This window comes from Novosphingobium kunmingense, assembly GCF_002813245.1.
GTDB classification, from domain to species: domain Bacteria; phylum Pseudomonadota; class Alphaproteobacteria; order Sphingomonadales; family Sphingomonadaceae; genus Novosphingobium; species Novosphingobium kunmingense.
This window is the reverse complement of the sequence record NZ_PHUF01000004.1, coordinates 25,173-47,921: the sequence shown is the minus strand read 5'-3', so window position 1 is coordinate 47,921 and position 22,749 is coordinate 25,173. Positions and strand designations below refer to the sequence as shown.

At 66.7% G+C, this 22,749-nt stretch carries 23 protein-coding genes; 14 read left to right on the top strand and 9 right to left on the bottom strand.

Going from position 1 to position 22,749, the window contains the following annotated elements; all coding sequences use genetic code 11:
• The first annotated feature begins 10 nt into the window (after positions 1 to 10).
• The 6 genes from B0I00_RS09705 to B0I00_RS09680 are packed head-to-tail and all read left to right on the top strand — an operon-like array spanning position 11 to position 7,239.
• Positions 11 to 1,255 carry a cytochrome P450 gene (locus B0I00_RS09705; RefSeq protein ID WP_100867222.1) on the top strand — a complete coding sequence of 415 codons (1,245 nt, stop codon included), beginning with the start codon at positions 11 to 13 and terminating at the stop codon, positions 1,253 to 1,255.
• Positions 1,252 to 2,727 carry an aldehyde dehydrogenase family protein gene (locus B0I00_RS09700; protein ID WP_100867221.1) on the top strand — a complete coding sequence of 492 codons (1,476 nt, stop codon included), beginning with the start codon at positions 1,252 to 1,254 and terminating at the stop codon, positions 2,725 to 2,727. The genes B0I00_RS09705 and B0I00_RS09700 overlap by 4 nt, the downstream gene beginning before the upstream one ends.
• 16 nt (positions 2,728 to 2,743) lie before the next feature.
• The gene (locus B0I00_RS09695) at positions 2,744 to 3,973 is read left to right on the top strand and encodes a CaiB/BaiF CoA transferase family protein (RefSeq protein WP_198519201.1); all 1,230 of its coding nucleotides are present in this window, start codon (positions 2,744 to 2,746) and stop codon (positions 3,971 to 3,973) included.
• 28 nt (positions 3,974 to 4,001) lie between these two features.
• Positions 4,002 to 4,982, top strand: a complete 981-nt coding sequence (locus B0I00_RS09690) for an enoyl-CoA hydratase/isomerase family protein (protein ID WP_157812525.1) — start codon at positions 4,002 to 4,004, stop codon at positions 4,980 to 4,982.
• Positions 4,979 to 5,905 carry a CoA transferase gene (locus B0I00_RS09685; RefSeq protein ID WP_157812524.1) on the top strand — a complete coding sequence of 309 codons (927 nt, stop codon included), beginning with the start codon at positions 4,979 to 4,981 and terminating at the stop codon, positions 5,903 to 5,905. The genes B0I00_RS09690 and B0I00_RS09685 overlap by 4 nt, the downstream gene beginning before the upstream one ends.
• Entirely contained in the window at positions 5,902 to 7,239 is a 1,338-nt protein-coding gene (locus B0I00_RS09680) for an amidohydrolase family protein (RefSeq protein ID WP_100867218.1), read from the top strand. Before B0I00_RS09685 ends, B0I00_RS09680 begins: the two co-directional genes overlap by 4 nt.
• Here B0I00_RS09680 and B0I00_RS09675 read toward each other — a convergent pair.
• Both B0I00_RS09675 and B0I00_RS09670 read right to left on the bottom strand, forming a co-directional pair.
• A complete protein-coding gene (locus tag B0I00_RS09675; protein ID WP_100867217.1) occupies positions 7,223 to 8,398 on the bottom strand; it encodes a thiolase family protein in 1,176 nt (391 codons plus the stop codon). The genes B0I00_RS09680 and B0I00_RS09675 overlap by 17 nt on opposite strands.
• Positions 8,395 to 8,802, bottom strand: coding sequence for a Zn-ribbon domain-containing OB-fold protein (locus B0I00_RS09670; RefSeq protein ID WP_100867216.1), 408 nt, complete (start codon positions 8,800 to 8,802; stop codon positions 8,395 to 8,397). The genes B0I00_RS09675 and B0I00_RS09670 overlap by 4 nt, the downstream gene beginning before the upstream one ends.
• Positions 8,803 to 8,917: 115 nt before the next feature.
• Here B0I00_RS09670 and B0I00_RS09665 point away from each other — a divergent pair, with 115 nt between their 5' ends.
• Entirely contained in the window at positions 8,918 to 9,973 is a 1,056-nt protein-coding gene (locus B0I00_RS09665) for a DUF7065 domain-containing protein (protein ID WP_100867215.1), read from the top strand.
• Here B0I00_RS09665 and B0I00_RS09660 read toward each other — a convergent pair.
• On the bottom strand, positions 9,957 to 11,354 hold the full coding sequence (locus B0I00_RS09660; RefSeq protein WP_100867214.1) for an MFS transporter: 1,398 nt from the start codon (positions 11,352 to 11,354) through the stop codon (positions 9,957 to 9,959). The genes B0I00_RS09665 and B0I00_RS09660 overlap by 17 nt on opposite strands.
• Positions 11,351 to 12,142 carry an SDR family oxidoreductase gene (locus B0I00_RS09655; RefSeq protein ID WP_100867213.1) on the bottom strand — a complete coding sequence of 264 codons (792 nt, stop codon included), beginning with the start codon at positions 12,140 to 12,142 and terminating at the stop codon, positions 11,351 to 11,353. Before B0I00_RS09655 ends, B0I00_RS09660 begins: the two co-directional genes overlap by 4 nt.
• A 102-nt stretch (positions 12,143 to 12,244) precedes the next feature.
• Here B0I00_RS09655 and B0I00_RS09650 point away from each other — a divergent pair, with 102 nt between their 5' ends.
• On the top strand, positions 12,245 to 12,922 hold the full coding sequence (locus tag B0I00_RS09650) for a TetR family transcriptional regulator (protein WP_198519200.1): 678 nt from the start codon (positions 12,245 to 12,247) through the stop codon (positions 12,920 to 12,922).
• A gap of 4 nt (positions 12,923 to 12,926) precedes the next feature.
• On the opposite strand, the gene B0I00_RS09645 is transcribed toward B0I00_RS09650, so the two are convergent.
• On the bottom strand, positions 12,927 to 13,760 hold the full coding sequence (locus B0I00_RS09645; protein ID WP_100867211.1) for a coniferyl-alcohol dehydrogenase: 834 nt from the start codon (positions 13,758 to 13,760) through the stop codon (positions 12,927 to 12,929).
• A gap of 152 nt (positions 13,761 to 13,912) precedes the next feature.
• Between B0I00_RS09645 and B0I00_RS17400 the strand changes: the two genes are divergently transcribed.
• Positions 13,913 to 14,173, top strand: coding sequence for a rubredoxin (locus B0I00_RS17400; RefSeq protein WP_198519233.1), 261 nt, complete (start codon positions 13,913 to 13,915; stop codon positions 14,171 to 14,173).
• 74 nt (positions 14,174 to 14,247) lie between these two features.
• Here B0I00_RS17400 and B0I00_RS09635 read toward each other — a convergent pair whose 3' ends face one another.
• The 4 genes from B0I00_RS09635 to B0I00_RS09620 are packed head-to-tail and all read right to left on the bottom strand — an operon-like array spanning position 14,248 to position 18,161.
• Positions 14,248 to 15,036, bottom strand: a complete 789-nt coding sequence (locus B0I00_RS09635; protein WP_100867210.1) for an SDR family oxidoreductase — start codon at positions 15,034 to 15,036, stop codon at positions 14,248 to 14,250.
• Positions 15,037 to 15,039: 3 nt separating this feature from the next.
• Complete coding sequence (locus B0I00_RS09630) at positions 15,040 to 16,515, bottom strand: aldehyde dehydrogenase family protein (RefSeq protein WP_100867209.1); 1,476 nt, start codon at positions 16,513 to 16,515, stop codon at positions 15,040 to 15,042.
• 24 nt (positions 16,516 to 16,539) lie between these two features.
• A complete protein-coding gene (locus B0I00_RS09625) occupies positions 16,540 to 16,965 on the bottom strand; it encodes a VOC family protein (protein WP_157812523.1) in 426 nt (141 codons plus the stop codon).
• Positions 16,962 to 18,161: a cytochrome P450 gene (locus B0I00_RS09620; RefSeq protein ID WP_100867207.1), complete on the bottom strand. Its 1,200-nt coding sequence runs from the start codon at positions 18,159 to 18,161 to the stop codon at positions 16,962 to 16,964. Before B0I00_RS09620 ends, B0I00_RS09625 begins: the two co-directional genes overlap by 4 nt.
• Positions 18,162 to 18,229: 68 nt before the next feature.
• Between B0I00_RS09620 and B0I00_RS09615 the strand changes: the two genes are divergently transcribed.
• Genes B0I00_RS09615 through B0I00_RS09595 form a run of 5 tightly spaced genes read left to right on the top strand, consistent with a single transcriptional unit; the run spans position 18,230 to position 22,740 of the window.
• Positions 18,230 to 18,790, top strand: a complete 561-nt coding sequence (locus B0I00_RS09615) for a TetR/AcrR family transcriptional regulator (RefSeq protein ID WP_100867206.1) — start codon at positions 18,230 to 18,232, stop codon at positions 18,788 to 18,790.
• A 59-nt stretch (positions 18,791 to 18,849) separates the two neighbouring features.
• The gene (locus B0I00_RS09610) at positions 18,850 to 19,614 is read left to right on the top strand and encodes an SDR family NAD(P)-dependent oxidoreductase (RefSeq protein ID WP_100867205.1); all 765 of its coding nucleotides are present in this window, start codon (positions 18,850 to 18,852) and stop codon (positions 19,612 to 19,614) included.
• Positions 19,614 to 21,137, top strand: coding sequence for a class I adenylate-forming enzyme family protein (locus tag B0I00_RS09605; RefSeq protein WP_100867204.1), 1,524 nt, complete (start codon positions 19,614 to 19,616; stop codon positions 21,135 to 21,137). Before B0I00_RS09610 ends, B0I00_RS09605 begins: the two co-directional genes overlap by 1 nt.
• A complete protein-coding gene (locus tag B0I00_RS09600) occupies positions 21,134 to 21,952 on the top strand; it encodes an SDR family NAD(P)-dependent oxidoreductase (RefSeq protein WP_100867203.1) in 819 nt (272 codons plus the stop codon). Before B0I00_RS09605 ends, B0I00_RS09600 begins: the two co-directional genes overlap by 4 nt.
• The gene (locus B0I00_RS09595; RefSeq protein ID WP_100867202.1) at positions 21,952 to 22,740 is read left to right on the top strand and encodes an SDR family oxidoreductase; all 789 of its coding nucleotides are present in this window, start codon (positions 21,952 to 21,954) and stop codon (positions 22,738 to 22,740) included. Before B0I00_RS09600 ends, B0I00_RS09595 begins: the two co-directional genes overlap by 1 nt.
• Positions 22,741 to 22,749: the final 9 nt, after the last annotated feature.

Below are 22,749 nucleotides of genomic sequence, written 5' to 3'. Positions count from 1 at the left end.
GAGAGAACCGATGAGCGTTGCAGACTGGCGGGTCGACGCGCCCGTGCCGGCCCACGTGCCGGCCGAGCGGGTGGTCGATATCCGCTTTGCCATGGGCCATGAGCCGAACGACCTGCTCGACCCCTATGCGCGGACCGACAAGCTGCGCGAACCGGGCGTGCCCCGGCTGCTGTTCAGCCCCTTTGCGTTTTCGGACAAGCCGGACGGAACATGGTGCGTTTCGCACTATGAAGACATTCGCCGGGTCTACGAGGATAACGACAACTTCAGCACCAAGGGCGTTGCCCAGTTCCAGTTGCTGGCGGGCGAGACGTTCCCGTCGATCCCGCTCGGCATCGATCCGCCCGATCACGGCAAGTACCGCCGCTTCCTCAACGGCCATTTCACCCCAGTTGCCTTGAAAAAGCTCGAGCCTTCGGTGCGGGCGATGGCCGTGGAGATGATCGACCAGTTCGCGGGCAAGGGCGAAGTCGACATCGCCTACGATTTCGGCCGGGTCTATCCGGTGCGGGTATTCCTCGACCTGATGGGGTTGCCGTTCGCGATGTTCGAGCAGTTCCTCGACTGGGAATGGGAGATCCTCCATTCGCGTGACCCCCAGCGGATGGGCGACGCGGTGCGCCAGGTGATCGCCTACCTGCGTGGATTCATTGCCGAAAAGCAGCGCAATCCCGACGATCGGCTGGGCAGCTACATCGCCAATGGTGCGATCGAAGGCCGCGCCCTGACGCCCGACGAAGTGATCGGGATGACCTGGTTCCTGTGGCTGGGCGGGCTGGATACCGTTGCCTCGACCATCAGCCAGATGTTCCGCCGGATGGCGCTCGACCAGAAGCTCCAGGCGCGCCTGCGCGCGGAGCCCGACCTGCGCAACACCGCGGTCGAGGAGTTCCTGCGCACCCAGCCGCTGGTCAACTCGTTCCGCTTGGTCAAGCAGGACCTCGATTGGGACGGGGTGACGCTGAAGGCCGGCGACTATGTCACCTGTCTCAATTCCTCGGGCAATTTCGACCCGGCCCAGTTCGCCGATCCGCGCACCTTCGACCCGGCGCGCAGCCCCAACCGCCACTACACGTTCGTCGGCGGCGTTCATTTGTGTCTCGGTGCGCATCTGGCACGGCGCGAGTTGCGCATCCTGCTCGACGAGTTCCTCCAGCGCATCCCGGCCTTCCAGGTGAAGCCGGGCGCCGACACCACTGTAACTCCTGGCCTGCTGTCGATCCGGAACCTGCCCATCGTCTGGAGCGTGCAATGACATTTCTGAAACATCCCGATAGCGTCTATATCGGCGGCGAATGGCAGGCGGCCCCGCATCGCGAGGCCGTGATCAACCCCGCCGACGAAAGCCTGCTGATCGAGGCGCCGGTCGGCAGCGCCGAGCAGGTCGAGGCGGCGATCGCCGCGGCACGCCATGCCTTCGACCACTCCGACTGGCCGCACGTGCCGATGGCTCATCGCCAGGCGCTGATGTCCCGCTTTCTCGACGCGATCGACGAGCGCCGCGACGAAATCGTCCGCATGATCGTGGCCGAGGCGGGGGCTACGCAGATGCTGGCCGGGTTCCTGCAATACGGCATTCCGATGAAGCATGCCCGCCGCACCGTCGAAGTGGCGAGCCGTCCGCCGGTAACCTCGCTTCCGGTCGAACTGACGCCCAACGCGCAGGGCACGACGACCCTTGGCACGGGTGTCGTCAGCCGCGAACCGGTGGGTGTGGTCGCCGCGATCTCGCCCTACAACTTCCCGTTCTTCCTCAACATCGGCAAGGTCGTTCCCGCGCTGCTGGCCGGCTGCACTGTGGTGCTCAAGCCGTCGCCTTACACGCCGATGGAAGCCCTGATCCTGGGCGAAATCGCCGACCAGGTGGGATTGCCCAAGGGTGTTCTCTCGATCGTCACCGGGGACATCGAGGCGGGCCGCATCCTGACCAGCGACCCGCGGGTCGATCTTGTCCACTTCACCGGCTCGGACAAGGTGGGCGAGGCGATCCAGGCTCAGGGTGCCCCGACGCTCAAGCGGATCGTGATGGAACTGGGCGGCAAGTCGGCGCTCATCGTGCGCCCGGACGCCGACCTTGCCCAGGCGGCGATGGCCGGGCTGGGCGGGTTCACCGTCCACTGCGGGCAGGGCTGTGCGCTGACGACCCGGCTGCTCGTGCACAATTCGGTGCGCGCGCAGTTCGTGGAATCGCTGAAGGGGATGCTCGGCCACGTCAAGATCGGCAATCCGTCCGATCCGACCGTGTCATATGGTCCGCTGATCCGAGAAGTGGCGCGCAAGCGAACCGAACAGTACGTCGCGATCGCGCAGGACGAAGGGGCCACCCTGGTCGCCGGGGGCAAGCGGCCCGCCGGCTTCGACAAGGGGTTTTTCTTCGAACCCACCCTGTTCGACAACGTCCGCAACGACAGCCGGATTGCCCAGGAAGAGGTATTCGGACCGGTCGGGGCGGTGATCGGCTTCGATGACGACGAGGAAGCGATCGCGCTGGCCAATGCCAGCGATTTCGGACTTGCCGGCGCGATCTACTCGACCGACGCGGGCAAGGCCTACGAAATGGCGCTGCGCCTGCGCACCGGCGGAGTGGCGATCAACGGCGGGGCGGGGACGATGCTGTCCGACGCACCCTTCGGCGGGATCAAGCGCTCGGGCTACGGCCGCGAGTATGGCGAGGATGGGCTCAACGAATTCACCTACCAGAAGGTGATCTCGTTCAGCGCGAAATAAAGAGGATACGCAGCCGATGACCCAGGTGATGAAGGGCATCCGCATGCTCGAGGTGGCGCAGTTCACGTTCGTGCCGGCGGCCGGCGCAGTCCTGACCGACTGGGGCGCGGACGTGATCAAGATCGAACATCCCGTGCGCGGCGACGCCCAGCGCGGAATCAAGGAATTACAGCGCTTCGCGCTCGACCAGCGGCGCAACGCGCTGATGCAGCACCCCAATCGCGGCAAGCGGTCTGTCGGGATCGACATATCGACGCCCGAAGGGCAGGACCTGATCTACGAGATCGCCAAGACTTGCGACATCTTCCTGACAAACTACCTGCCGTCGGCCCGCCAGAAGCTGAAGATCGACCTCGAGCACATCCGAGCGGCAAACCCGGACATCATCTACGTCCGCGGCTCCGCCTTCGGCGAAAAGGGACCCGAACGGGACAAGGGCGGGTTCGATTCGACTGCCTACTGGGCGCGCGGCGGCTCCGCGATCCTCGTTTCCCCGCGCGAGCTTGAATGGCCGCTGACCCAGCCGGGACCGGCCTATGGCGACACGATCGGCGGCATGAACATTGCCGGCGGAATCGCGGCGGCGCTGTTCCACCGCGAACGCACTGGCGAGGCGACCGAGGTCGATGTCTCGCTCCTCTCGTCGGGGATCTGGGCGACGGCCTGCTCGGTCGACGTCTGCATGGAGATGCAGGTCGATCCTTTCTCTAATCCGTTGCCGGGCAAGACGGTGATCGGCACCAACCCGTTCATGGGCGTCTTCAAGACTTCGGACGGGGGCTACATCAACCTTACCGTCCTTTCGCCCTCGCAACTGATCGAGGACACTTTCACCCACCTCGACATCCCAGACTGCGCGAAGGATCCGCGCTTCGCGACGATCGAGAAGCTCAACGAAAACTCCGAGGCGGCGCACCTGCTGGTCCGCGAGGCGATGCTGCGCCAGCCCTTTGCCTACTGGCTCCAGCGCCTCAAGACGATGAAGGGGCAGTGGGCTGCCTACCAGTCGCCGCTCGACGTCGCCAACGACGAGCAGGTCCAGGCCAACGGCTGGATCTTCGAAGTCGAAAGCGCGGACGGCGGCGCACCGATCAAGCTGGTTGCCAACCCGGTCCAGTTCAACAAGCAGACGGTGTCGAACACGCGCGCGCCCGAAGCGAGCGAGCATACCGAACTGTTCCTGATGGAAATGGGCGTCGACTGGGACAAGATCGAGGAACTGAAGGCCAAGGGGGCCATTGCCTGAACCGGCATATTGGCGGATGGAACAGGGCATGCCGCCGGCTTACTCCGACCTGCTCGCCGCCGAAGCGCTGTCGCCGCTGAACGGTTCGCCACTGGTCCTGCTGGAAGCGGACGCGGCCGTACCCGCGGGCGCGGTTTCGGTCATCGTCGACCGCGCCGGTGCCTTGCCGGCGGTCGATCCGGCAACCTGCGATGCCATGGTCACCACGGCATTCGGCGCGCCGGCGCCGTGGGTGACGGTCCGGGCGGAGCGGCTCGAAGAGCAGCTGGCAACCGTCGCGGGCAATGCGAGGGCGCGGCCGATCGCGGCGGCGATGCTGGCGCGAGTCTTGCGCCTGGGCGAAGGGCTGGACTTCGATGCCGCGCTCGAGGTTGAATCGCTGGCCTATTCGGCCTTGCTCGGCGGCGCGGAGTTCCGCGACTGGCTTGGAAACACGAAGCGCGGGCCGGATGGGCCGCAGGCGGCCGATCCCGTCCGTTACGAACGCGATGGGCAGCGCGTCACTCTCACACTCGCGTCGCCCGGCAATCGCAACGCGATGACGGCTGCAATGCGCGATGCGCTTTATGAAGCGCTCGTCAACGTGCTCGAGGATCCGGGCGATCCGGCCCTTCTACTCAGGGCCGATGGGCGGTGCTTTTCGACCGGCGGTGCGCTCGGCGAGTTCGGCACCGCGCAGGATCTGGCCGCCGCCCATGTGATCAGGACCCAGCGATCCTGTGCCCGCGTGCTCCATCGCCTTGGAATGCGCACCGAGGCGCGCTTGCACGGCGCTTGCATCGGATCGGGGATCGAGGTTCCGGCTGCTGCGGCCCGGCGCATCGCGGCGCCCGATCTGATCGTGCAACTGCCTGAACTGCGGATGGGCCTGATTCCCGGCGCGGGGGGGACCGCCAGCATCGCGCGGGCGATCGGGCGGCACCGGCTGATGTGGTTGGCCCTGGGCGCCTTCCGGATCGGGGCAGGCCAGGCGCTCGCATGGGGCCTGGTCGACGATATCGCGGCATGATCGAGCGACTCCATGCCGCGATCAAACCCCGGCTGGCCGACCTCGGCCTGACTCCGGCCGAGGTGCTCGCCCGAGATGCCCCCGGCGGTCTCGAAAGACCCGGCCTGATCTCGGCAAACCGCCACTGTCGGCTGCTCCGCGCCAGCGATGGCTGGATTGCGCTCAATCTGGCACGGCAAGACGACCGCGATGTCATTCCGGCGCTGACCGGCGGGCCGGCGGGAGAGCCGTGGTCCGCAATCGGGGCGATGATCGGCGATGGGCCGGCCGGCCGGTTCCGCGATCGGGCGGTCGAACTGCAGCTTCCCGTTGCGCTGCTTGGCGAAGCCGCGCCGATGACGCTGGCGCGGGTGGGGGCTTTGCAGGTCCCGCGCCGGGTGATCGATTTGTCGGCGCTGTGGGCGGGGCCGCTTTGCGCAGGCCTGCTGGCGAGGGCCGGCGCAGAGGTCGTGCGGATCGAAAGCGTCGGGCGCCCGGATCCGACGCCGCTTTCGTCGCCCGCGCTCGACAAGCGGATCAACGGCGGCAAGAGACGTATCGAGCTCGATCTGTCGACGGCCGCCGGGCGCAGCGAACTGGTCGATCTGCTCGAAACGGCCGATGCCATTGTGACGAGCGCGCGGCCCGCGGCGCTCAAGCGGCTGGGGCTTGAACCCGGGTTGTTTCCTCACCTCGCCTGGGTGGCGATCACCGCGCACGGCTTTACCGGGGCGGGCTCGGGCCGCGTCGGCTTTGGCGATGACTGCGCCGTGGCAGGCAGACTGGTCAGCTTCGAGGCGGACCAGCCGCGTTTCCTCGGCGATGCGCTGGCGGATCCGCTGACCGGTCTGGAGGCGGCGCGCTGGGTGCTCGCGGGTAGGCGCGGGCTGATCGACGTGCCCATGGCGCGGATTGCCGCCGCCTATGCGGCGTTCCTGGCATGACGCTGGTCCTGCGCCGGGTAAGGCCATGGGGCACCGCCCCGGTCGACGTCGCCATTGCAGACGGTGCGATTAGCGCGGTGGGACCCGATCTTCCCCATAAGGGCGAGGAGATCGACGGCGGGGGGCATCTCCTGCTTCCCGGACTGCACGACCATCACATCCACCTCCTCGCACTGGCCGCACGCCGCCAGTCGGTCGACCTGACAGGTCTGCTGGATCCCGCCATGATCGCGGCTGCGCTTCGCTCGGCGCCGCCCGGCGCGTGGGTTCGCGCGGTCGGTTATGACGAACGGGCTGCGGGCCTGCCCGATGCGCAGCGGCTTGATACGTGGATCGCTGATCGGCCGCTGCGGCTGGCCGATCGCACTGGCGCGCTGAGGGTGCTCAATTCGGCCGCGCTGCGGCTGCTGGAATCCCGCAACCTGCCCGCCGGCGCCGAGCGGGACGCGAACGGTCGCCCCACCGGCCGATTCTGGCGCGAGGATCGCTGGCTCGCGGCCGCGCTGCCGCAAGCGCTGCCCGACCTTGCCGGCGAAGCCCTGCGGCTGGCGCAGCTCGGCGTGACAGGACTGACCGACGCCACAGCGCACAACGGGACCGAGGAGGCCCGAATCCTTTCAGCAGCGGTTTCGCAGCGGATGATCCTGATGGGTAGCGAGGACCTCGCCGCAGGAGATGGCTACGAGCTCGGTCCGCTCAAGCTGGCGCTCGACGAGCGCGATCTCCCTCCGCTGGAGACCCTGGTCGCGCGGATTGGCGCGGCGCACGGTTCGGGCCGCGCGGTGGCGGCGCACTGCGTCACCGAAGCGGAGCTTGCGCTCTATCTCGCCGCGCTCGACGGAGCGGGCGGGGCAAGGTCGGGAGACCGGATCGAACACGGCGGCCTGATACCGCCCGGATTTGTTCCGGTGATCGCCGCGGCGGGGCTTGTCGTCGTCACCAATCCCGCTTTCATCCATGACCGCGGCGATCGTTATCTGCAGACCGTCGAGCCCGACCGGTGGGGGCATCTCTATCCGGCGGCAAGCCTTGCCCGCGCCGGGATCGCGCTTCTCGGCGGATCGGACGCGCCCTATGCCGATCCCGATCCGTGGCTTGCCATGCGCACGGCAGCGCTTCGGCGGACGGCCGGCGGCATCGCGCTGGGGCCGGTCGAGCGGCTTAACCGGCTGGCAGCGCTACGGCTCTATTGCAGCGGTGAAATTGTTGCCGGGCGCCGCGCGGACCTGATGCTGTGCGAGGGCGATCTTGGCGAGGTGCTGGCCGATCTGACGGCTGAGCGAGTCATGCTGAGCGTGATCGCGGGACGGATCGCGTTCAATCGCGCCGGATAAGCATGGATCCGGCAATGAACCCGCCGCCCATGCCGCAGACCCCGGTCCGCGCGTTTGCCACCTGCCGCGCGCCCGCCTCGCCCCAAAGCTGCAGGCAGACCTCGTAGAGCAGGCCGAAGCCGTGAAGACGGCCGCCCGAAAGCTGCCCGCCGCCCGTGTTGACAGGGAAGCGCCCGCCTGGCCCGATGTTTCCTTCGGCGATGAAGTCCTTGGCTTCGCCGTGCCCGCAAAAGCCCAGGGCTTCCAGCCACATGGGCACGAAAATGGAGAACCCGTCGTAAAGTCCGAGGACGTCCACGTCGCGCGGGCCAAGGCTGGTCCGACACCACATGTCGGCGCCCGCATCGTGAGCGCCCATGGTGGTCAGGTCGGCGCGCTGATCCCAGGTTTCCTGCGACCGCAAGGCCGAACCCATCGCCTCGATCTCCAGGGGAGCAAGGCGGCAGTTGCGCGCGGCGTCGGGGGCCGAAACGATCACCACCGCCGCGCCGTCGATCGGGATGTCGCAGTCGAACAGGCCGAGCGGCGAGGAGATCGTCCGCGCCGCCAGATAGTCATCCATGGTCAGCGGCTTCTGCATCACCGCCGCGGGGTTCATCAGGGCGAACCGCCGTTCGCCCGTGGCGACCATGCCAAGATGTTCGCGGGTCATGCCGAACTCGTGGAAATAGCGCGTGGCCATCCAGCCCGCCCAGTTCGAAGCAGACAGCGCGCCGACCGGCGCGAGCCAGCCCATCCACCCGCCGATCTGCGCCTTGCCCGCGCCGGCGATGCTGGCACGCCTTCCGGCCGTCTGCGAGGAGCTTTCGGTAAGAGCCCGGAAACACATGACATGCCGGGCCTGGCCGGTCAGAACCGCCATGGCGGCAACCATGATCGGCGCCATCTGTGCCGGCCCGTCGGGCACTGCGCTGTGCCAACGTGTCTGGAGGCCAAGCGCGTTGCGCACCTCGCCGGTGCCGAGCGGGGACATCCCCGGAGAGTTCTCCGCCTTGCCGGGATAGGTCGCGATGCCGTCGATATCGGCCCGGGTCAGTCCGGCGCGGGCCAGCGCCCGGTCGGCGGCTTCGGCCAGGTGAATGATCGCCGGCCGGCCGGTGTTGCGCCCGATGTCGGACATGCCGACGCCGGTGATCGCCGCCTTGCCCAGCGCGCTCATGCCGTCGCTCCTGCAACAAGGTGCCAATGCGGCAGCCAGACGTCACCGCTCTGCGCAAAGCCGATCCGCACACCTTGCTCGATCCGCACATCTTCGGGATCGCAACCGGCAAGCCGCGCCGTCACGCGCACGCCGGGGGCGCCGTCAACGTCCACGACTGCAAGAACGAAGGGCACGTCCATGCCCGGGATCCACGGCTGGTGATTGACGGTGAAGGTATAGATCTTGCCTGTCCCCGGCACGGCGCGCGGACCGACGTTCCGTGACTGGCATGCCGGGCAAAGCAACTGCGGCGGATGGATTGCGTGCGTGCAATCGTCACAGAACACGATGACGAGTTCGCCGCGTTCGCCGGCGGTCCAGAAAGGCGTATTCTCGCGCGTCAGTTCGGGCAGCGGCAACACATGTTCTCTCCCGCAATTTTCTTGACGGTATGTCAATTATGAAGCTGCCGCGCAAGCGCTTTGCCCTTGCAACCTATCTAACCTGGTATAACATCATGGCGAGAGGAGCTTCCGAATGTCGACCGCCGATCCCCACGCTTTCCGGCCCGAGGATGATTGTTACCACCAGCTTTCGGGCGATCCATATGAAACGGAGACCAACTGGTGGTCGTGGAATGTGCCGGAACGCAAGATCGGCGGATGGATCCACACGCCCTATCATCCCAATCGCAAGGCGGTGACCTGGCGCATCTTCGTCTGGGACGGGCGGGGCTACGATTCGGTGCGGATGGCCTATTACAAGAAGGTCGAGGACGCGCCGATGCCGGACGATCCGGACCTGCGCGACATCACCTTTCCGGGCGGCGGCTACAGCCTGAAGATGCTCGAGCCGGGGATGAAGTACCAGCTCAAGTACGAAGACAAGGATCGCGACTTCGCGCTCGACTTCGTCTTTACCGGCGCCCATCCGCCCCGGCGCTTCGAGCCGGGCGAACCGCCCTTCATCAATACTCCGCACTATGACCAGCTGGGCCATGTCGAAGGGACGATGCGGCTGGACGGCGAGGACATCCGGCTCGATTGCTGGTCGGTGCGCGACCGCACCTGGGGGCCACGCGGCGGGCCCTATGCGCAGAGCCGCAAGCAGACCTACGCCACCGATCTTGACCGGGTGCGCGATCCGGGCGGGGCGCGCTGGCGCGAGATAGAGCGCGAACGAGGGCGCGGCCGGATCCAGTACATTTTCGGCCACGCCGACGGGGGAAGCGGCTTTCTCGGCTTCGTGCGCCCGCAGGATGGCACGGCCGATGGCTTCAGCCCGATGAATGGCGGCTACCTGCTGCGCGACGGGGTCTATGGCAACCTCGATGCAAGCCGGTCGCGGATGCGCGCGCTGCGCGATCCAGAGACCGGGTGGTGCAGTCATATGCAAGTCGAACTGGCCGACGACCTTGGCCGGACGATGACGAGCGAAGGCATGGCGGTCAGCCGGATGAGCGAGCACGGCTATGGCACCAACCAGCTGCTGCGTTGGGATTTCGACGGCAAGATCGGCTGGGGCGAGGACCAGGACGTCTGGAACTCCAGGCACTTCCAGCGGATGCTGCACGCCCTCAGGGCGTGGAAGTAACCGTTCGCGTCGGAAGCGCCAGCGCCACCAGGGTTGCCGCCGTCGTCAGCGCGATGATCGTACTCACCGCCCAGCCATAGGCATCAGGCGAAGGGTAGCGCTCGGTGCCGCGGGTCACGCTGTCGAGCGCCAGCACCGTGGTGACGAGCTGAGCCCCGATCCCCATGAACAGCGCGCGCACCACGCCGAGCATTCCGGTCACTTCGCTGGTCCGCTCGAGCGGGGCCTCGGCGGCAATGATCGTGGGGGCAACCGCGAACAGCATCGTCGTGCCGAACGAGATCACGATCAGCTCGGCGACGATCACACCAACGCTGCTGGTGTCGAACAGGACAAGTATCCAGCCGAGCGTGGTCACGAGCCCGCCGGTCACCATGGCGATCCGCCCGCCACCTCGGCCCGTCAGCCAGCCACTGAACGGTCCCGCCAGGATCGACGTTATGTTCGAAGGCAGCTTGACCAGCCCCGCCGCCGTCGCCGACAGGCCGAGACCCAGCCCGGTCCAGAGCGGCGCCTGCAACAGAAGCGAGAAGAAGACCGTAATCTGGAGCGTTCCCAAGGCCACCAGCGCGCTTGCGGCGCAGACAACGGCAATGGGCCTGCTGCCCAGCGATCGGACGTCGATCAACGGGTTGGTGCTGGCGAGCGCATTGCGCCACCATAGCGTGCAGAGCACTGCGCCGCCGACCAGAAGCGCGAGAGCGGCGGGATCGCTCCAGCCCCATGCCTTCCCGCCGGTGAGGTAGAGTAGCACCAGAGTGACGCCGGGTGCGAAAAGGATGCCCGAAATCCAGTCGACCGAGGTCGTCATGGCGATCCGCGAAGAGGCCGGGACAAAGCCCCGGACAAGGGCCAGCGAGGCAAGACAGAAGGCCGCGCTGGCGAAGAAGATGCCGTGCCAGCTGGCGTGATCGACGATGACCCCGCCAAGCACGAGGCCGGCAGCGGTGCCAACCGAGGCGCCACTCATCATCAGGCCGATCGCGGCGGGGACCCGCGGCGCCGGCAGGTGTTCGCGCAGCAGCCCGATGCACAGCGGCAGGATCGTGGTCGTAGCCCCCTGGAGGATGCGCCCGGCGAGCACCATCTCGTAGCGCGAACTTGCGGCACTGAGCAGCGATCCGGCCGCGCCCAGCGCGAGAACGATCAGGAGCACCTGCTGACGCCCGTAGAGATCGCCCAGCCGACCGACCAGCGCCGAGGCAGCCGCTCCGACGATCATGAAAGCGGTCACCAGCCAGCCGCCAGCAGCGGCATCGCCGAACTCCACCACCAGCGCCCTGAGCGCGGCCAGAATCATCGCGCTTTCGAAGCTGCTGGTCATTTCGGCGACCCACAGGGCGACGAGCAGCGCCCAGGGCATCCGCTGCGGCTGGTTCACGCTGCGGATCCGGCAGTCGCTCGGGCTCCTTCCGGCATTCCTTCCTGGGCGGCGCGCACTTCGATCAGGTCGACGCTGATGTCGCGCGGCAGTTCGAGGGTGGCGATCAGTGCCTTCGCCATCGATTGCGGCGTGGCAGGCGAACCGGACATCGCGGCGTGGCCGGTTTCGACGATCTTGGCAAAGAAGGCCTGTCTGGTCGCATCCGACCAGCCGTCACCGCCCGATCCGCCCGATACCGAGCCCGAACGCAACACCGTGACGCGGATTGCGTCGCTGCGCAGTTCGTCGCGCAGCCCGGCCGACAGGGTTTCCACCGCCGCCTTCGTCGCCGCGTAGAGGGCGAGCATCGGGAAAGGCAGGTTGACGCTCTCGCTCGAAATGCTGACGATCTGGCCCTGGGTCGCCTTGAGATGCGGGATCGCGGCGCGGATCAGCCAGGAAACGCCGAGCAGGTTGATCTCGACATGTTGGCGGATGATCTCGTCCGAACCGTCTGCGAAGGCGAAGGGGTGGAATACCGCCGCGTTGTTCACGAGGACGTCGATCCGGCCGAAATGGTCGGCTGCGTTGGCGATCGCGGCGTTGACCGCATCGGGCGATGCAACATCGCAGCCGATGGCGAGGACCCGATCTCCATGCTCCCCCTCCAGCGAATCGAGTTGCGGCGAGGGCCGGGCAAGCGCCGCCACCTTCATTCCGGCCCCGATCAGGGCGGCAACGAAATGGCGACCCATCCCCTTTGAAGCGCCGCTGACCACCGCGACCTTGCCCGCCAATTCTCCCATTCCGCCAGCCTCTCAATCGCTTGTTGCCGGCTTGTTGCCGTGCACAGTTGACGATATGTCAGTTTCTTGCACTTATGCAAGCAATCGTCGATGGAGGCGGGCATGAATGCCGGCAACAGGATCGCGCAAGCCGAACGCTCCAAGGGGTGCGAGCAGGCCTACAACCATCACGGTCAGAAGATCGGGTCGAAGGGCGAGCGGACCCGCCAGGCCCTGATCGACGCGACGGTCGAACTGCTGGAGAGCCGGGGACTGCGCGACGTGTCGGTGGTCGACGTGGCGCGCGCGGCAAAAACCTCGCCGGCGACTTTTTACGTCTATTTTCGCGGCGTGCCCGAAGTGGTGCTGGCCGCTCTCGAGACGGCCTCGCAGACCAGCCCCGAACTGGAAGATCTGGTCAGCCGCGATTGGCTGGCCGGCGATGGAACCGCCGCCGCGGCGCAATTCGTCGAGGCCTATACCAAGCTGTGGAACCGCAACCGCACGATCTTCCGCGTTCGCAACCTGGCCGCCGAAGAGGGCGACAACCGCTTTTACGAGGCGCGGATGAAGGCGGCGGGCCCGATGGTCGCGGCGCTGGCCGCGACCGCCCGGCGGGCCCAGGACGCGGGCCGTCTTCCCGCTGCCCTGTCGCCGCGGGCCTGCGCGGGAACGCTGCTGATGATGCTCGAGCGCCTCGCCGCGATCGGCCCGATCACGGAGGAAGGCGAGGGCCTGGGGTACGGACCGCTGAAGCAGGCAGCGGCCCACACCGTCGCGGCGATGCTTGGCGCGCGCTGACAGCTCAGGCCTTGGCCATGGCCTCGGCAATCATCTCCTGAAGGTTGAGCACGCCGGTGGCGAGACCGCCGGACAGGCCCGCATCGACAGCCAGGCACACGCCCGAAATGAAGCTGGCGGCATCGCTGTTGAGGAGAATCAGGGGCAGCGCCTGCTCTTCGGGCGAGGAAAAGCGGCCCTTGGCCCGGGCAAAGGCGCTGAGCACCGCGTCGCCCGCCACCTTGCGGAAATCGTTCAGCATGGGCGTGTCGATGGGGCTGGGCATCGTGCAGTTGATGCGGATGTCGCGTTCCATCAGGCCGGGCGCGGACTTCTGGGTCCAGGTGTTCACCGCCTCCTTCGACAGGGTATAGGGATCGCCTGCCCGCTCGGCATTGGCCAGGTACCATGCCCGCCCTGCCGCGATGTCCGCGTTGCCCAGGAATTCGGCCAGCAGCGGCTGGCGGGCGAGATAGTTCATCCCGCCCAGCGACGACACGGTGACGATCGCGCCGCCCCGGCGCATCCGCGGCAGCCAGCCGTCGGTCCACTGGCGAATGCCAAGGAAGTTCACGGTGACGACGTCTTCGCCCGGAAAGGTCTGGGGCAGGCCGGAAATGTTGAACAGGCCGTCGATCTCGCCCCCGATGGCGGCAATGCCGGCCGCGATCGATGCGGGGTCCTTGAGATCGACTGAGTTGAACGAAGCCAACCCGGCGACGGGGGAAGGGCGGATATCGGCGCCATGCACTTCTGCGCCCAGTGCAACGAGCTGGCGGGCACAAGCCTCGCCGGTGCCGGAAAAGCAGCCCATCACGACCACGCGCTTGCCGCGATACCCGAGGATGTCCTCGCTCATCGTACTCTCCCATGAACCGTTCTTGTCGCTCGCAGAGTAGCGCCGTCCGGCAACTCCGACAATCTGAAATTGACAAATCATCAATTATTCTGTGGCGCATTTGACGCAAATCAAGGTTTACCTGGTTATACAGGTCAGGGTCCGCTTAGGATATAAAACCGGGATCCGGAAGCGGAGCTGATGCGGAGTTCGATACCACAGCAGAGCCAGGCCCGAACTCGCTGGCGGCTTCTCGCGCAGGGCATAGCCGGACTTCCGCCGACCGATCTTCCGCGCCGCTGCTTCTGCTCGTCGCAGCTGCGCTAGATACTGCCGATCAGCGGCGCTCCCCGGGGGAAGACGTTCCCGACGTTTGGGTCTGCCCCGAATGCGCCGCAAGCAAGGCCGACTTCGCGCTCGACGAGGGCGACTGACCGGCGCGGTGCATACGAGAGAGGCCGCCTGGCGCCATGCCGGGCGGCCTTTTCGTTGCTAGTTCGGTAGCTGGCTACCCGCGCATCACCCAGCCACCATCGACGTTCAGCACCTGGCCGGTCATCCAGCGACCCGCGTCGCTGACCAGCAGCAGCAGCGCACCGCACAGCGCGTCCGGCGTGTCGCGAAGGTGGATCGGGGCGCGCGCGGAAATGGCCTGGACCAGCGGGCTGTCCTCGGGCGTCAGGGCGAGCCCCGCGTCGGTCTTGGTCATGCCCGGGCCGATTGCGTTGACGCGGATGCCCTGCTTGCCAAGTTCGGTCGCTAGCGTGGTCGTCGCGCCGTGCAGCGCGATCTTGGTCACACCGTAATAGGACTGCGCCGGATAGGCCCCCGCCGAAACCTGGTTGACGATGGAACCGCCGCCGCGCTCGGCAAGATAGGGGGCGACGACCTGCGCGCAGTTGATCGCACCCCAGACATTCACCGCCATGCCCTTGTCGAAACGGGCGCGATCGGTCTGCATCAGCGGCTTGTCGACGATCTCGACCATCAGCGCGGCGTTGTTGACCAGGATGTCGATCCCGCCGAAGGCCGCCTTGGCAGCGGCCGCCATCGCCTCGACCGATGCGGTATCGGTGATGTCTACCTGCACGGCCGCGACCTTTCCGCCCAGGCCGGCAATCTCGTCCGCCACCGTCTGCGCGCCTTCGCCATTGAGGTCGGCGACGACCACGCTGGCGCCGGCATTGGCCAGGGCGATCGCATAGGCGCGCCCGATCGAATTGCCCCGCCCGCCTGCGCCGGTGACGATCGCCACCTTGCCGTCGAGCCGGAAGCTGTCGTTGGTGAAATCGCTCATCGTTCAGCCCGCCTTGGGAAAGATCGGCGCACCGACCCCGATCGTCACGGTCTTGTAGTGGAGGAACTCCTCGATCCCGGCCTTGCCGCCTTCCTTGCCGAAGCCGGAAATGCCGACGCCGCCGAAGGGGGTGTGCGAATTGATCTGGAAGCCGCCGTTCACATAGACCCCGCCGGCGTTGAGCCGTTCCGCGACGCGGTGGACGCGCTGGATGTCGTTCGACTGGATATAGGCGGCGAGCCCGTACTCGCTGTTGTTGGCGATCGCGATCGCTTCTTCTTCGGTGTGGAACCTGAGGATCGCGACGGCCGGCCCGAAGATCTCGACCTGCGCGATCTCGTGGTCGGGATTGACGTCGACCATGATCGTCGGCTCGATGAAATTGCCCTTGGCCAGGTCCCCACCCGCGCGCTTGCCGCCCATCAGGAAGCGGCAGGCCTTGTCGGCGGTTGCCCGGTCGAACATGCCCGTGATGCGTTCGACGGCGGCCGCACTGATCACCGGTCCGACCATCACCCCCGGCTCCATCGGATCGCCCACCTTGAACTGCCCGGCGATCCTGACCATCAGGTCGACGAACTCGTCATAGACGTCGGCATGGACCAGCTGGCGGGTGGGGAGGGCGCAGCCCTGGCCCGCGAGGCAGCCGATTGTCCAGAACACCGCGCGTTCGGCGGCGGCCTCGAGATCGCAGTCCGGGAAGACCAGGCTGGCCGACTTGCCGCCCAGTTCCATCACGCTCGGCTTGATCTGCTCGGCTGCGGCGGTCAGGATCTTGCGCGCGGTGATCGGCCCGCCCGTGAAGCTGATCTTGCGCACCTTGGGATGGCGCACGATCGCGTCGCCCGCCTCGCCCGTCCCGGGAAGGATGGAGATGACCCCGTCGGGGATGCCCGCCTCCTTGCAGCACCGGGCAAAGAGTTCGGGCGCGAAGGGCGTGATCTCGGCAGGCTTGAGGATGACGCAGTTGCCGGCTGCAAGCGCCGGGGAGACCTTCATGCCCATGCCGATCAGCGGGCCGTTCCAGGTGTTGATGATGCCGACGATCCCGATCGGTTCGGGCACCGAATAGGAAAACTCGCCCCGGGTGTCGAAGGTGCTCATCAGCTCGCCGGTCAGCTTGTCGCACCAGCCGGCGTAGTACCGCATCCAGCTTGCCGCGGTTTCCACCCCGCGCGCGCCCTGCATCAGTGGCGTGCCGCCGTCGAGCGCGGCCATCTCGGCAAACTCCTGCTGCTTTTCCATCAGCAGGTCGGCCAGTTTGTAGAGCATGGCCCCGCGCGCCTCGGGCGAAGTCCGTCGCCAGCCGTCGCGGGCTCCCTCGGCGCGGTCGACGGCGGCCTCGACCTCGGCCGGTCCCGCCAGCGGCACTTCCGCCAGGGCCTCGCCGCTGACCGGGTGGATGTGCGTGCGGCTGCCGCCTGAACCGGTGGTTCGGGTCTCGTGGCCGAGATGAAGGTGAATGATAGGGACAGTCATTGTGGGCTCCTGCAAAACGGGGGGTCAGGGCAACTTCAGGTCGAGTCCGCCGTCAGCGCCAGGCCTCATCACCGGGCTCCAGACGATTTCCCAGCCGTTGCCTTCGGGGTCGGCAAAATAGCCGGAATAGAGGCCGCCATCGCGGTCGCGGATCGGACTGGTCAGGGTTGCGCCGGCGGAAAGTGCGCCCGCGATCTGCGCATCCACATCGGCCTTTTCCTCGACGAAGATGGCATTGATGGCGCGAGGCGTCGCGGACAGGTCGATCCCGCTCTCGGCTGCAAGATAATCGCGGTTCAGGAATACGATAACGGCGGTTCCGGCGCGTACCATCAGGCTGCCGGGCATTTCCGGTCCCCATGTCGACCAGCCAAGCCTGCCCACATAGAATCTGCGAAGTGCTGCGACGTCCGAGGCCGGCACCATGTGCATGTGCAGGGCCTGATTCATCGGCTCGGATCCCATTCGAGGTGGAGGGCTTCGAGGGCCTGGACCGATCCTCCGCGAAAGCGCAGATCCTGGCCATCGGTCATGCGGAAATGGCCGATCTTCCTCGCCCAGGTTTCATAGAACACCGTCATTTCCAGCCGGGCAAGGTGGATGCCGAGGCAGGTGTGGATGCCCGAACCGAACCCGGCGTGGCGGCAGTGCGGACGGTCGAGCCGGACTTCGGCGGGGCAGCTCGTCAGCTTTTCGTCCCAGCCGACGACATGCAGCGGGACCAGCACCGAATCTCCGGCGTAGACCTTTGTCCCGGCGATCTCGGTGTCCTGGGTGATGTAACGGGGCGTCGACACGAAGGTGTAGCGCCGCATCAGCTCCTCGACGATCGCCGGGATCGCGGATCGGTCCTCGATCATTCGGGTGCGCAAGGCCTCGTCGCCGGCAAGATGGCGCATGCCGAAGGTCAGCGCGTTGACCACCGTGTCGAGGCCGGCAAGGAACATCAGGAAGCCGATCGAGATCAGCTCGTCCTGCTGCAACTTGCGCCCTTCGAAGTCGATGTGGACCAGGGTGGAGACGAGATCGTCCCGGGGTTCGGCCCGGCGCGCTTCGATAAGCTGGGTGAGCGTGCCGAGGATCTGCATGGTAAGTTCCAGGCGGCGCTGCTCGTCCACCTGGGCGTCGAAGTATTCGACCACGGTCGCCCGGAAAAAATCGAACTGGTCGAGCGGGAACCCGAACATTTCCATGAACACCGACACCGGGAAGCGCGACCCGAGCGCATCGACGAACTCGCACTCGCCCTTGTCGATGACGGCGTCGACCAGGCGCTCGGCCCAGTCGCGGATGCGCGGCTCGAGCGGTTCTATCGCCTTGCTCTCGAAGAACGGGCGGAGCAGCTGGCGGTAGGGGCGGTGTTCCGGCGGATCGAGCGATTCGGGGATCATCTTTGGCTGGGCCGGGTTGGGCGGAATCGACAGGAACTTGCTCGAGAAGCGATCGGGGTGGCGCAGCACCTCGATCGCGGCATCCGCGCAGTTGACCACCCAGTGCCCGCCGTTGGCGTGGGTCCAGAACACCGCCGGGGCTTCTTCCTTGAGCTTCCAGTAAGTGCCGTGGAGATCCCTGGCGAGAGCGGGCTCGCGCACGTAATCGAATTCGTGAACCGGTTCGCGCACCGGCGCTGACGCGTCTATCGCCATCGAATCGGGATCCTCTTCCCACTGTGTTCTTGCGAGTAAGTAAACGATGGTTTACATGGACTGTCAATATGGCTGAAGCGATCCTGCGCCCCCAGCGCGACGCCGCGCGCACCCGTGCCGCGATCCTCGCCGCCGCACAGGACGCCTTTTCGGTGCGCGGCTATAGCGATACCGGCGTGCGCGACATTACCGCTGCCGCCGGGGTCAATCCGGCGCTGGTCAGCCGCTATTTCGGATCCAAGGAGAAGCTTTTCGAAGCCGCGCTGTCAGCCTTGCTGGACGCGGCGTTGATCACGAACCTGCCACGCGAGACATTCGGCGAAGACGTCGTGGCGATCCTCACCGCCACCCAGCGCGGCCAGCGCAATCCGCTGCCGATGATGATGCTGGCAGGGGCCGATTCGACGGCCCGGGCGATCACCGATCGTCTGCTCAAGGGCATATTCCTCGAGCCGATGACAAGGTGGTACGGTCCGGACCGCGGCGCCGAGAAGGCGGCCTGCTTCACGCTGCTGGCCTCGGGCCTGACCCTCTACCGCGAACTTTACCCGCTCGACGCGCTGAACGCCGGCTTGTCGGAGGAAACCCGACGCTGGCTGGTCGCCGCGTTTCAATCGCTCGTCGACTGAACGGTCGCTGCGCGTAAAGAGTTATTGCACTAGGTAAGATATGTCTGCACAATCAGGGCATGGGATGTCTTGAAGGAAAAACCGCGCTCGTAACCGGCGGGTCACGGGGAATCGGTGCCGCTGTCGTGCGAACGCTCGCCGCGCAGGGCGCGCGCGTCGTCTTTTCGTTCCGCGGCGCGCAGGACGCGGCGGACGCGCTCGTTGCCGAAATCGCTGTCGCCGGCGTGTCGGCAGTCGCGGTCCGGGCCGACGTTTCGGACAGCGCGGCGATAGCTTCGCTGTTCGCAGCCTGCGACGCCGCTTTCGGTCCAGCGCCCAATCTCGACATCTTGGTCAATAACGCAGGAATCGGCAGCGACGGTCAGGACGCGAGCTTGAGGAGCGGTTCGGAAGAACTGTTCGAACGGATGATGGCGGTCAACGCCAAGGGTCCCTACCTGGTTACCCAGGCCGCCTTGCCGCGCCTGCGTGACGGTGGCCGGGTGGTCAACATCGGATCGATATCGGGCAAGGTCTCGCAGCCTTTTGCCGCCGGCTATGCGATGTCCAAGCGCGCCTTGCAAAGCCTGACCTTCTCGACCGCGACCGAAGCGGGGCGGCGCGGCATCACCTGCAATTTGATCGCGCCCGGCGCCGTGGCGACCGATTTCATCGCCGCCGTGCGCGCGCGGCCGGGGTTCGACGAAGGCACCGCGCGGGCGACGCCAATGGGGCGGATGGGCCAGCCGGACGATATCGCCGGGGCGGTGCTGATGCTGTGCCGCGAGGAGGCGCGCTGGGTCACCGGCAATATCATCGAAGCGTCCGGGGGCGTGGCACTCTGATGGCGCTGATCACCGAAAAGCTGCGCGCGATCATGGCGATCGATCCCGAGCGCGCCGAGGTCGACTTCGAAGGCCGCGACTACACCTGGGGTCAGCTGGCACAGGCCGTGGCGGCGATCGAACGGTCGCTTGATGCGATGGGGCTTCCGGGCGATGCCAGGGTCGGCGTGATGCTGCGCAACCGTCCAGGCCATATCGCTGCGATCCTGGCCTTGCTGTCGACCGACCGTTGCCTGGTCTCGCTCAACCCGGCGCTGCCTGACGACAAGCTTTTCGCCGATATCGGCGGGCTTGGATTGCCCGCGATCGTCCTTGACGAAGGCGATATCATGCGCCCCGGGATCGACCAGGCGCTGGCCGATGCCGGAACCGCGGTCATCGTGATCGGGCCGCGCCTTGAAGGGGTCAGGCTGCTGGATGGGCGCGAACGGCCGGCCGGCGCGATCGAGACATCGCCCGGGGTCGCGATCGAGATGCTGACCAGCGGCACCACCGGCACGCCCAAGCGCGTGCCCCTGACCCGCGCTGCCTTCGAGGCGAGTTTTGCCGGCTTTACAAAGTACGAGCGCGGCCGCGAGTTTGCGGACAAGCCGCAGCTGCGTTCGGGCGTGACCGTGGTCAACAACCCGCTGACCCACATCGGCGGCATCTACGGGCTGATCGGGGCCCTGCTGTCGGGGCGCAAGATTGCCTTGCTGGAAAAGTTCACGGTCGAGGACTGGGTAGCGGCCATCCGGCGCAACCGGCCCAAGGTCGCGGGTGCGGTGCCCTCGGCGCTGCGCATGCTGGTCGAGGCCGACGTCGATCGCGAAGCGCTGTCCAGCCTGTCGGCATTGATCAGCGGAACCGCGCCGCTCTCTCCCGATCTCGTCGATGCGGTTCTGGCCAAGTACGGCATCCCGGTTCTGTCGAACTATGGTGCGACCGAGTTTGCCGGCGCCGTCGCCGGCTGGAGCCTCGACGATTTCCGCGCCCATTGGCAGGACAAGCGCGGCGCGGCAGGGCGCGTCCACGGCAACGTCGCGGCGCGGGTTATCGACCCCGAAAGCGGCGCCGTCGTTGCCCCCGGCCAGGAAGGCCTGCTGGAGATCAAGGGCGACCAACTCGGCCAGGCCTATCGCCTCGACGGCGATGCCTGGCTGCGCACCACCGACCGCGTCGTGCTGGACGAGGCCGGTTTCCTGTTCGTCAAGGGCCGGGCCGACAACGCGATCATCCGTGGCGGCTTCAAGGTCCATCCCGACGACGTGGTCCAGGCGCTGCACCAGCACCCGGCCATACGCGAGGCCGCCGTCATCGGCGTGGCGGATGCCCGCCTCGGAGAGGTGCCTGCAGCGGCGGTGATCCTAAAGGACGGGGCCCGAAAGCCCGAACCCGACGAGCTGAAGGCGTTTCTCAAGGACAGGCTGATCGCGTACCAGGTTCCGGTTCATTTCCGCTTCGTTGCGGATCTCCCGCGGACGCCTTCGATGAAGCCTTCGGCGCCGGGGCTGAAGGCCCTGTTCGAGGAGCAAGCCAGATGAGCGAGTTTGCCGGACGCAGCGTGATCGTGACCGGCGCGGGCCGCGGCATCGGCCGGGGCATTGCCGAAGCCTTTGCCCGAGCAGGCGCACGCGTCATGATCGGCGCGCGAACGCCGGAATACGGCGCGGCGGCGCGCGATGCGATCCGTGCGGCTGGCGGGACGGCCGATCTCGCCGCCTTCGATGCCAAGAGCCACGCGTCGTGCCGCGATCTCGTCGCGGCGACCAGGGCTGCTTTCGGGCGGATCGACGTGATTATCCATTGCGCTGCCGAAATACCGCACGGCGGGCTTGGCATGGTCGGTGACGAGGCGCTGGAAGCAGGAATCGCCTCGATCGCCAAGGCGGCATGGTGGCTGCTTGATGCCGCACGGTCGGACTTGTCGGCAGCGCCTGCGGGCGGACGGTTCATCGCCATTGGATCGGTCAACGGAACGTTCGTAACCGTTCCCAACATGACTGCCTATGGCATGGCCAAGGCCGCGCTCGACGCTTTCGTGCGCGGCGCGGCCGGAGATGTCGTGCGCGAGAACATCACGGTGAACGCGATCAACCCTGGCCTGGTGGCCAGCGACAACGCGCTGCGCGTACTGGGCGAGGACGGGCTTGCCGCCTATGGCGCGACCATCCCGGTGGGCCGCGCGGGAACGCCAGAAGACATCGCCCACGCCTGCCTGTATTTCGCGTCCGAAAAGGCGGGTTACTGCACAGGGAGCAGCCTCAAGCTGGACGGCGGGGCGAGCGTCGCGGCCAAGGGCGAGGGCGGGGACGAGGTCCTGCAGGCGCGGCTCAAGGCCCAGGCGGAGAAGCGCTGATGGACCTTGGCATTGCCGGCAAGGTGGCGCTGGTCACCGGCGGATCGCAGGGGATCGGGCTCGGCTGCGCGCACCGCTTTGCCGGGGAAGGGTGCAAGGTCGTCATCGCCGCAAGAACCCAGTCGCGGATCGACGCGGCCACCGCGCAAATCGGCCATGGCGCGAAGGGGGTTTCGGCCGACTGCACCACCAGGGCAGGCATTGCATGCGCGGTCAAGGCCTGCCGCGACGCGTTCGGTTCGGCGCCGGACATTGCCGTGTTCAATGTCGATTCGGGTCCCAAGGGCGCGTTCCTCGAGGTCGATGACGAGACCTTCGCGGCGGCCAACAACAACAACGTGATGGCCTTCCGCTGGCTGGTCCAGGCCGTCTTTCCCCACATGAAGGACAGCGGCTGGGGACGGATCCTGACGATCGGCACAAATTCGGTGAAGCAGCCGCACCGCAAGCTGCCGCGGGCGGCGCAGAACACCTACCGGGTGGGCGCGCTTGCCTTGTCAAAGACGCTGTCGGCAGAGCTTGGCCCCTTCGGCATAACCGTCAATACGCTGGGCACCGGTGCGATCGCGACGCCGCAGTTCAAGGACGTATTCACCCGCATCGCCGAAGCCAACGGCCAGACCTATGACGAGCACGTGGCCGAACGCGTCGCCGAATGGCCGGTGCGGCGCATGGGCACGCCAGAAGACATGGCCAGTGCGGCCGCCTTCCTCTGTTCGGACCTTGCTGGATACATCACCGGGCAGGTTCTCGTCATCGACGGGGGCAACCTCGAGACGCTGCAATGATTTCAGACA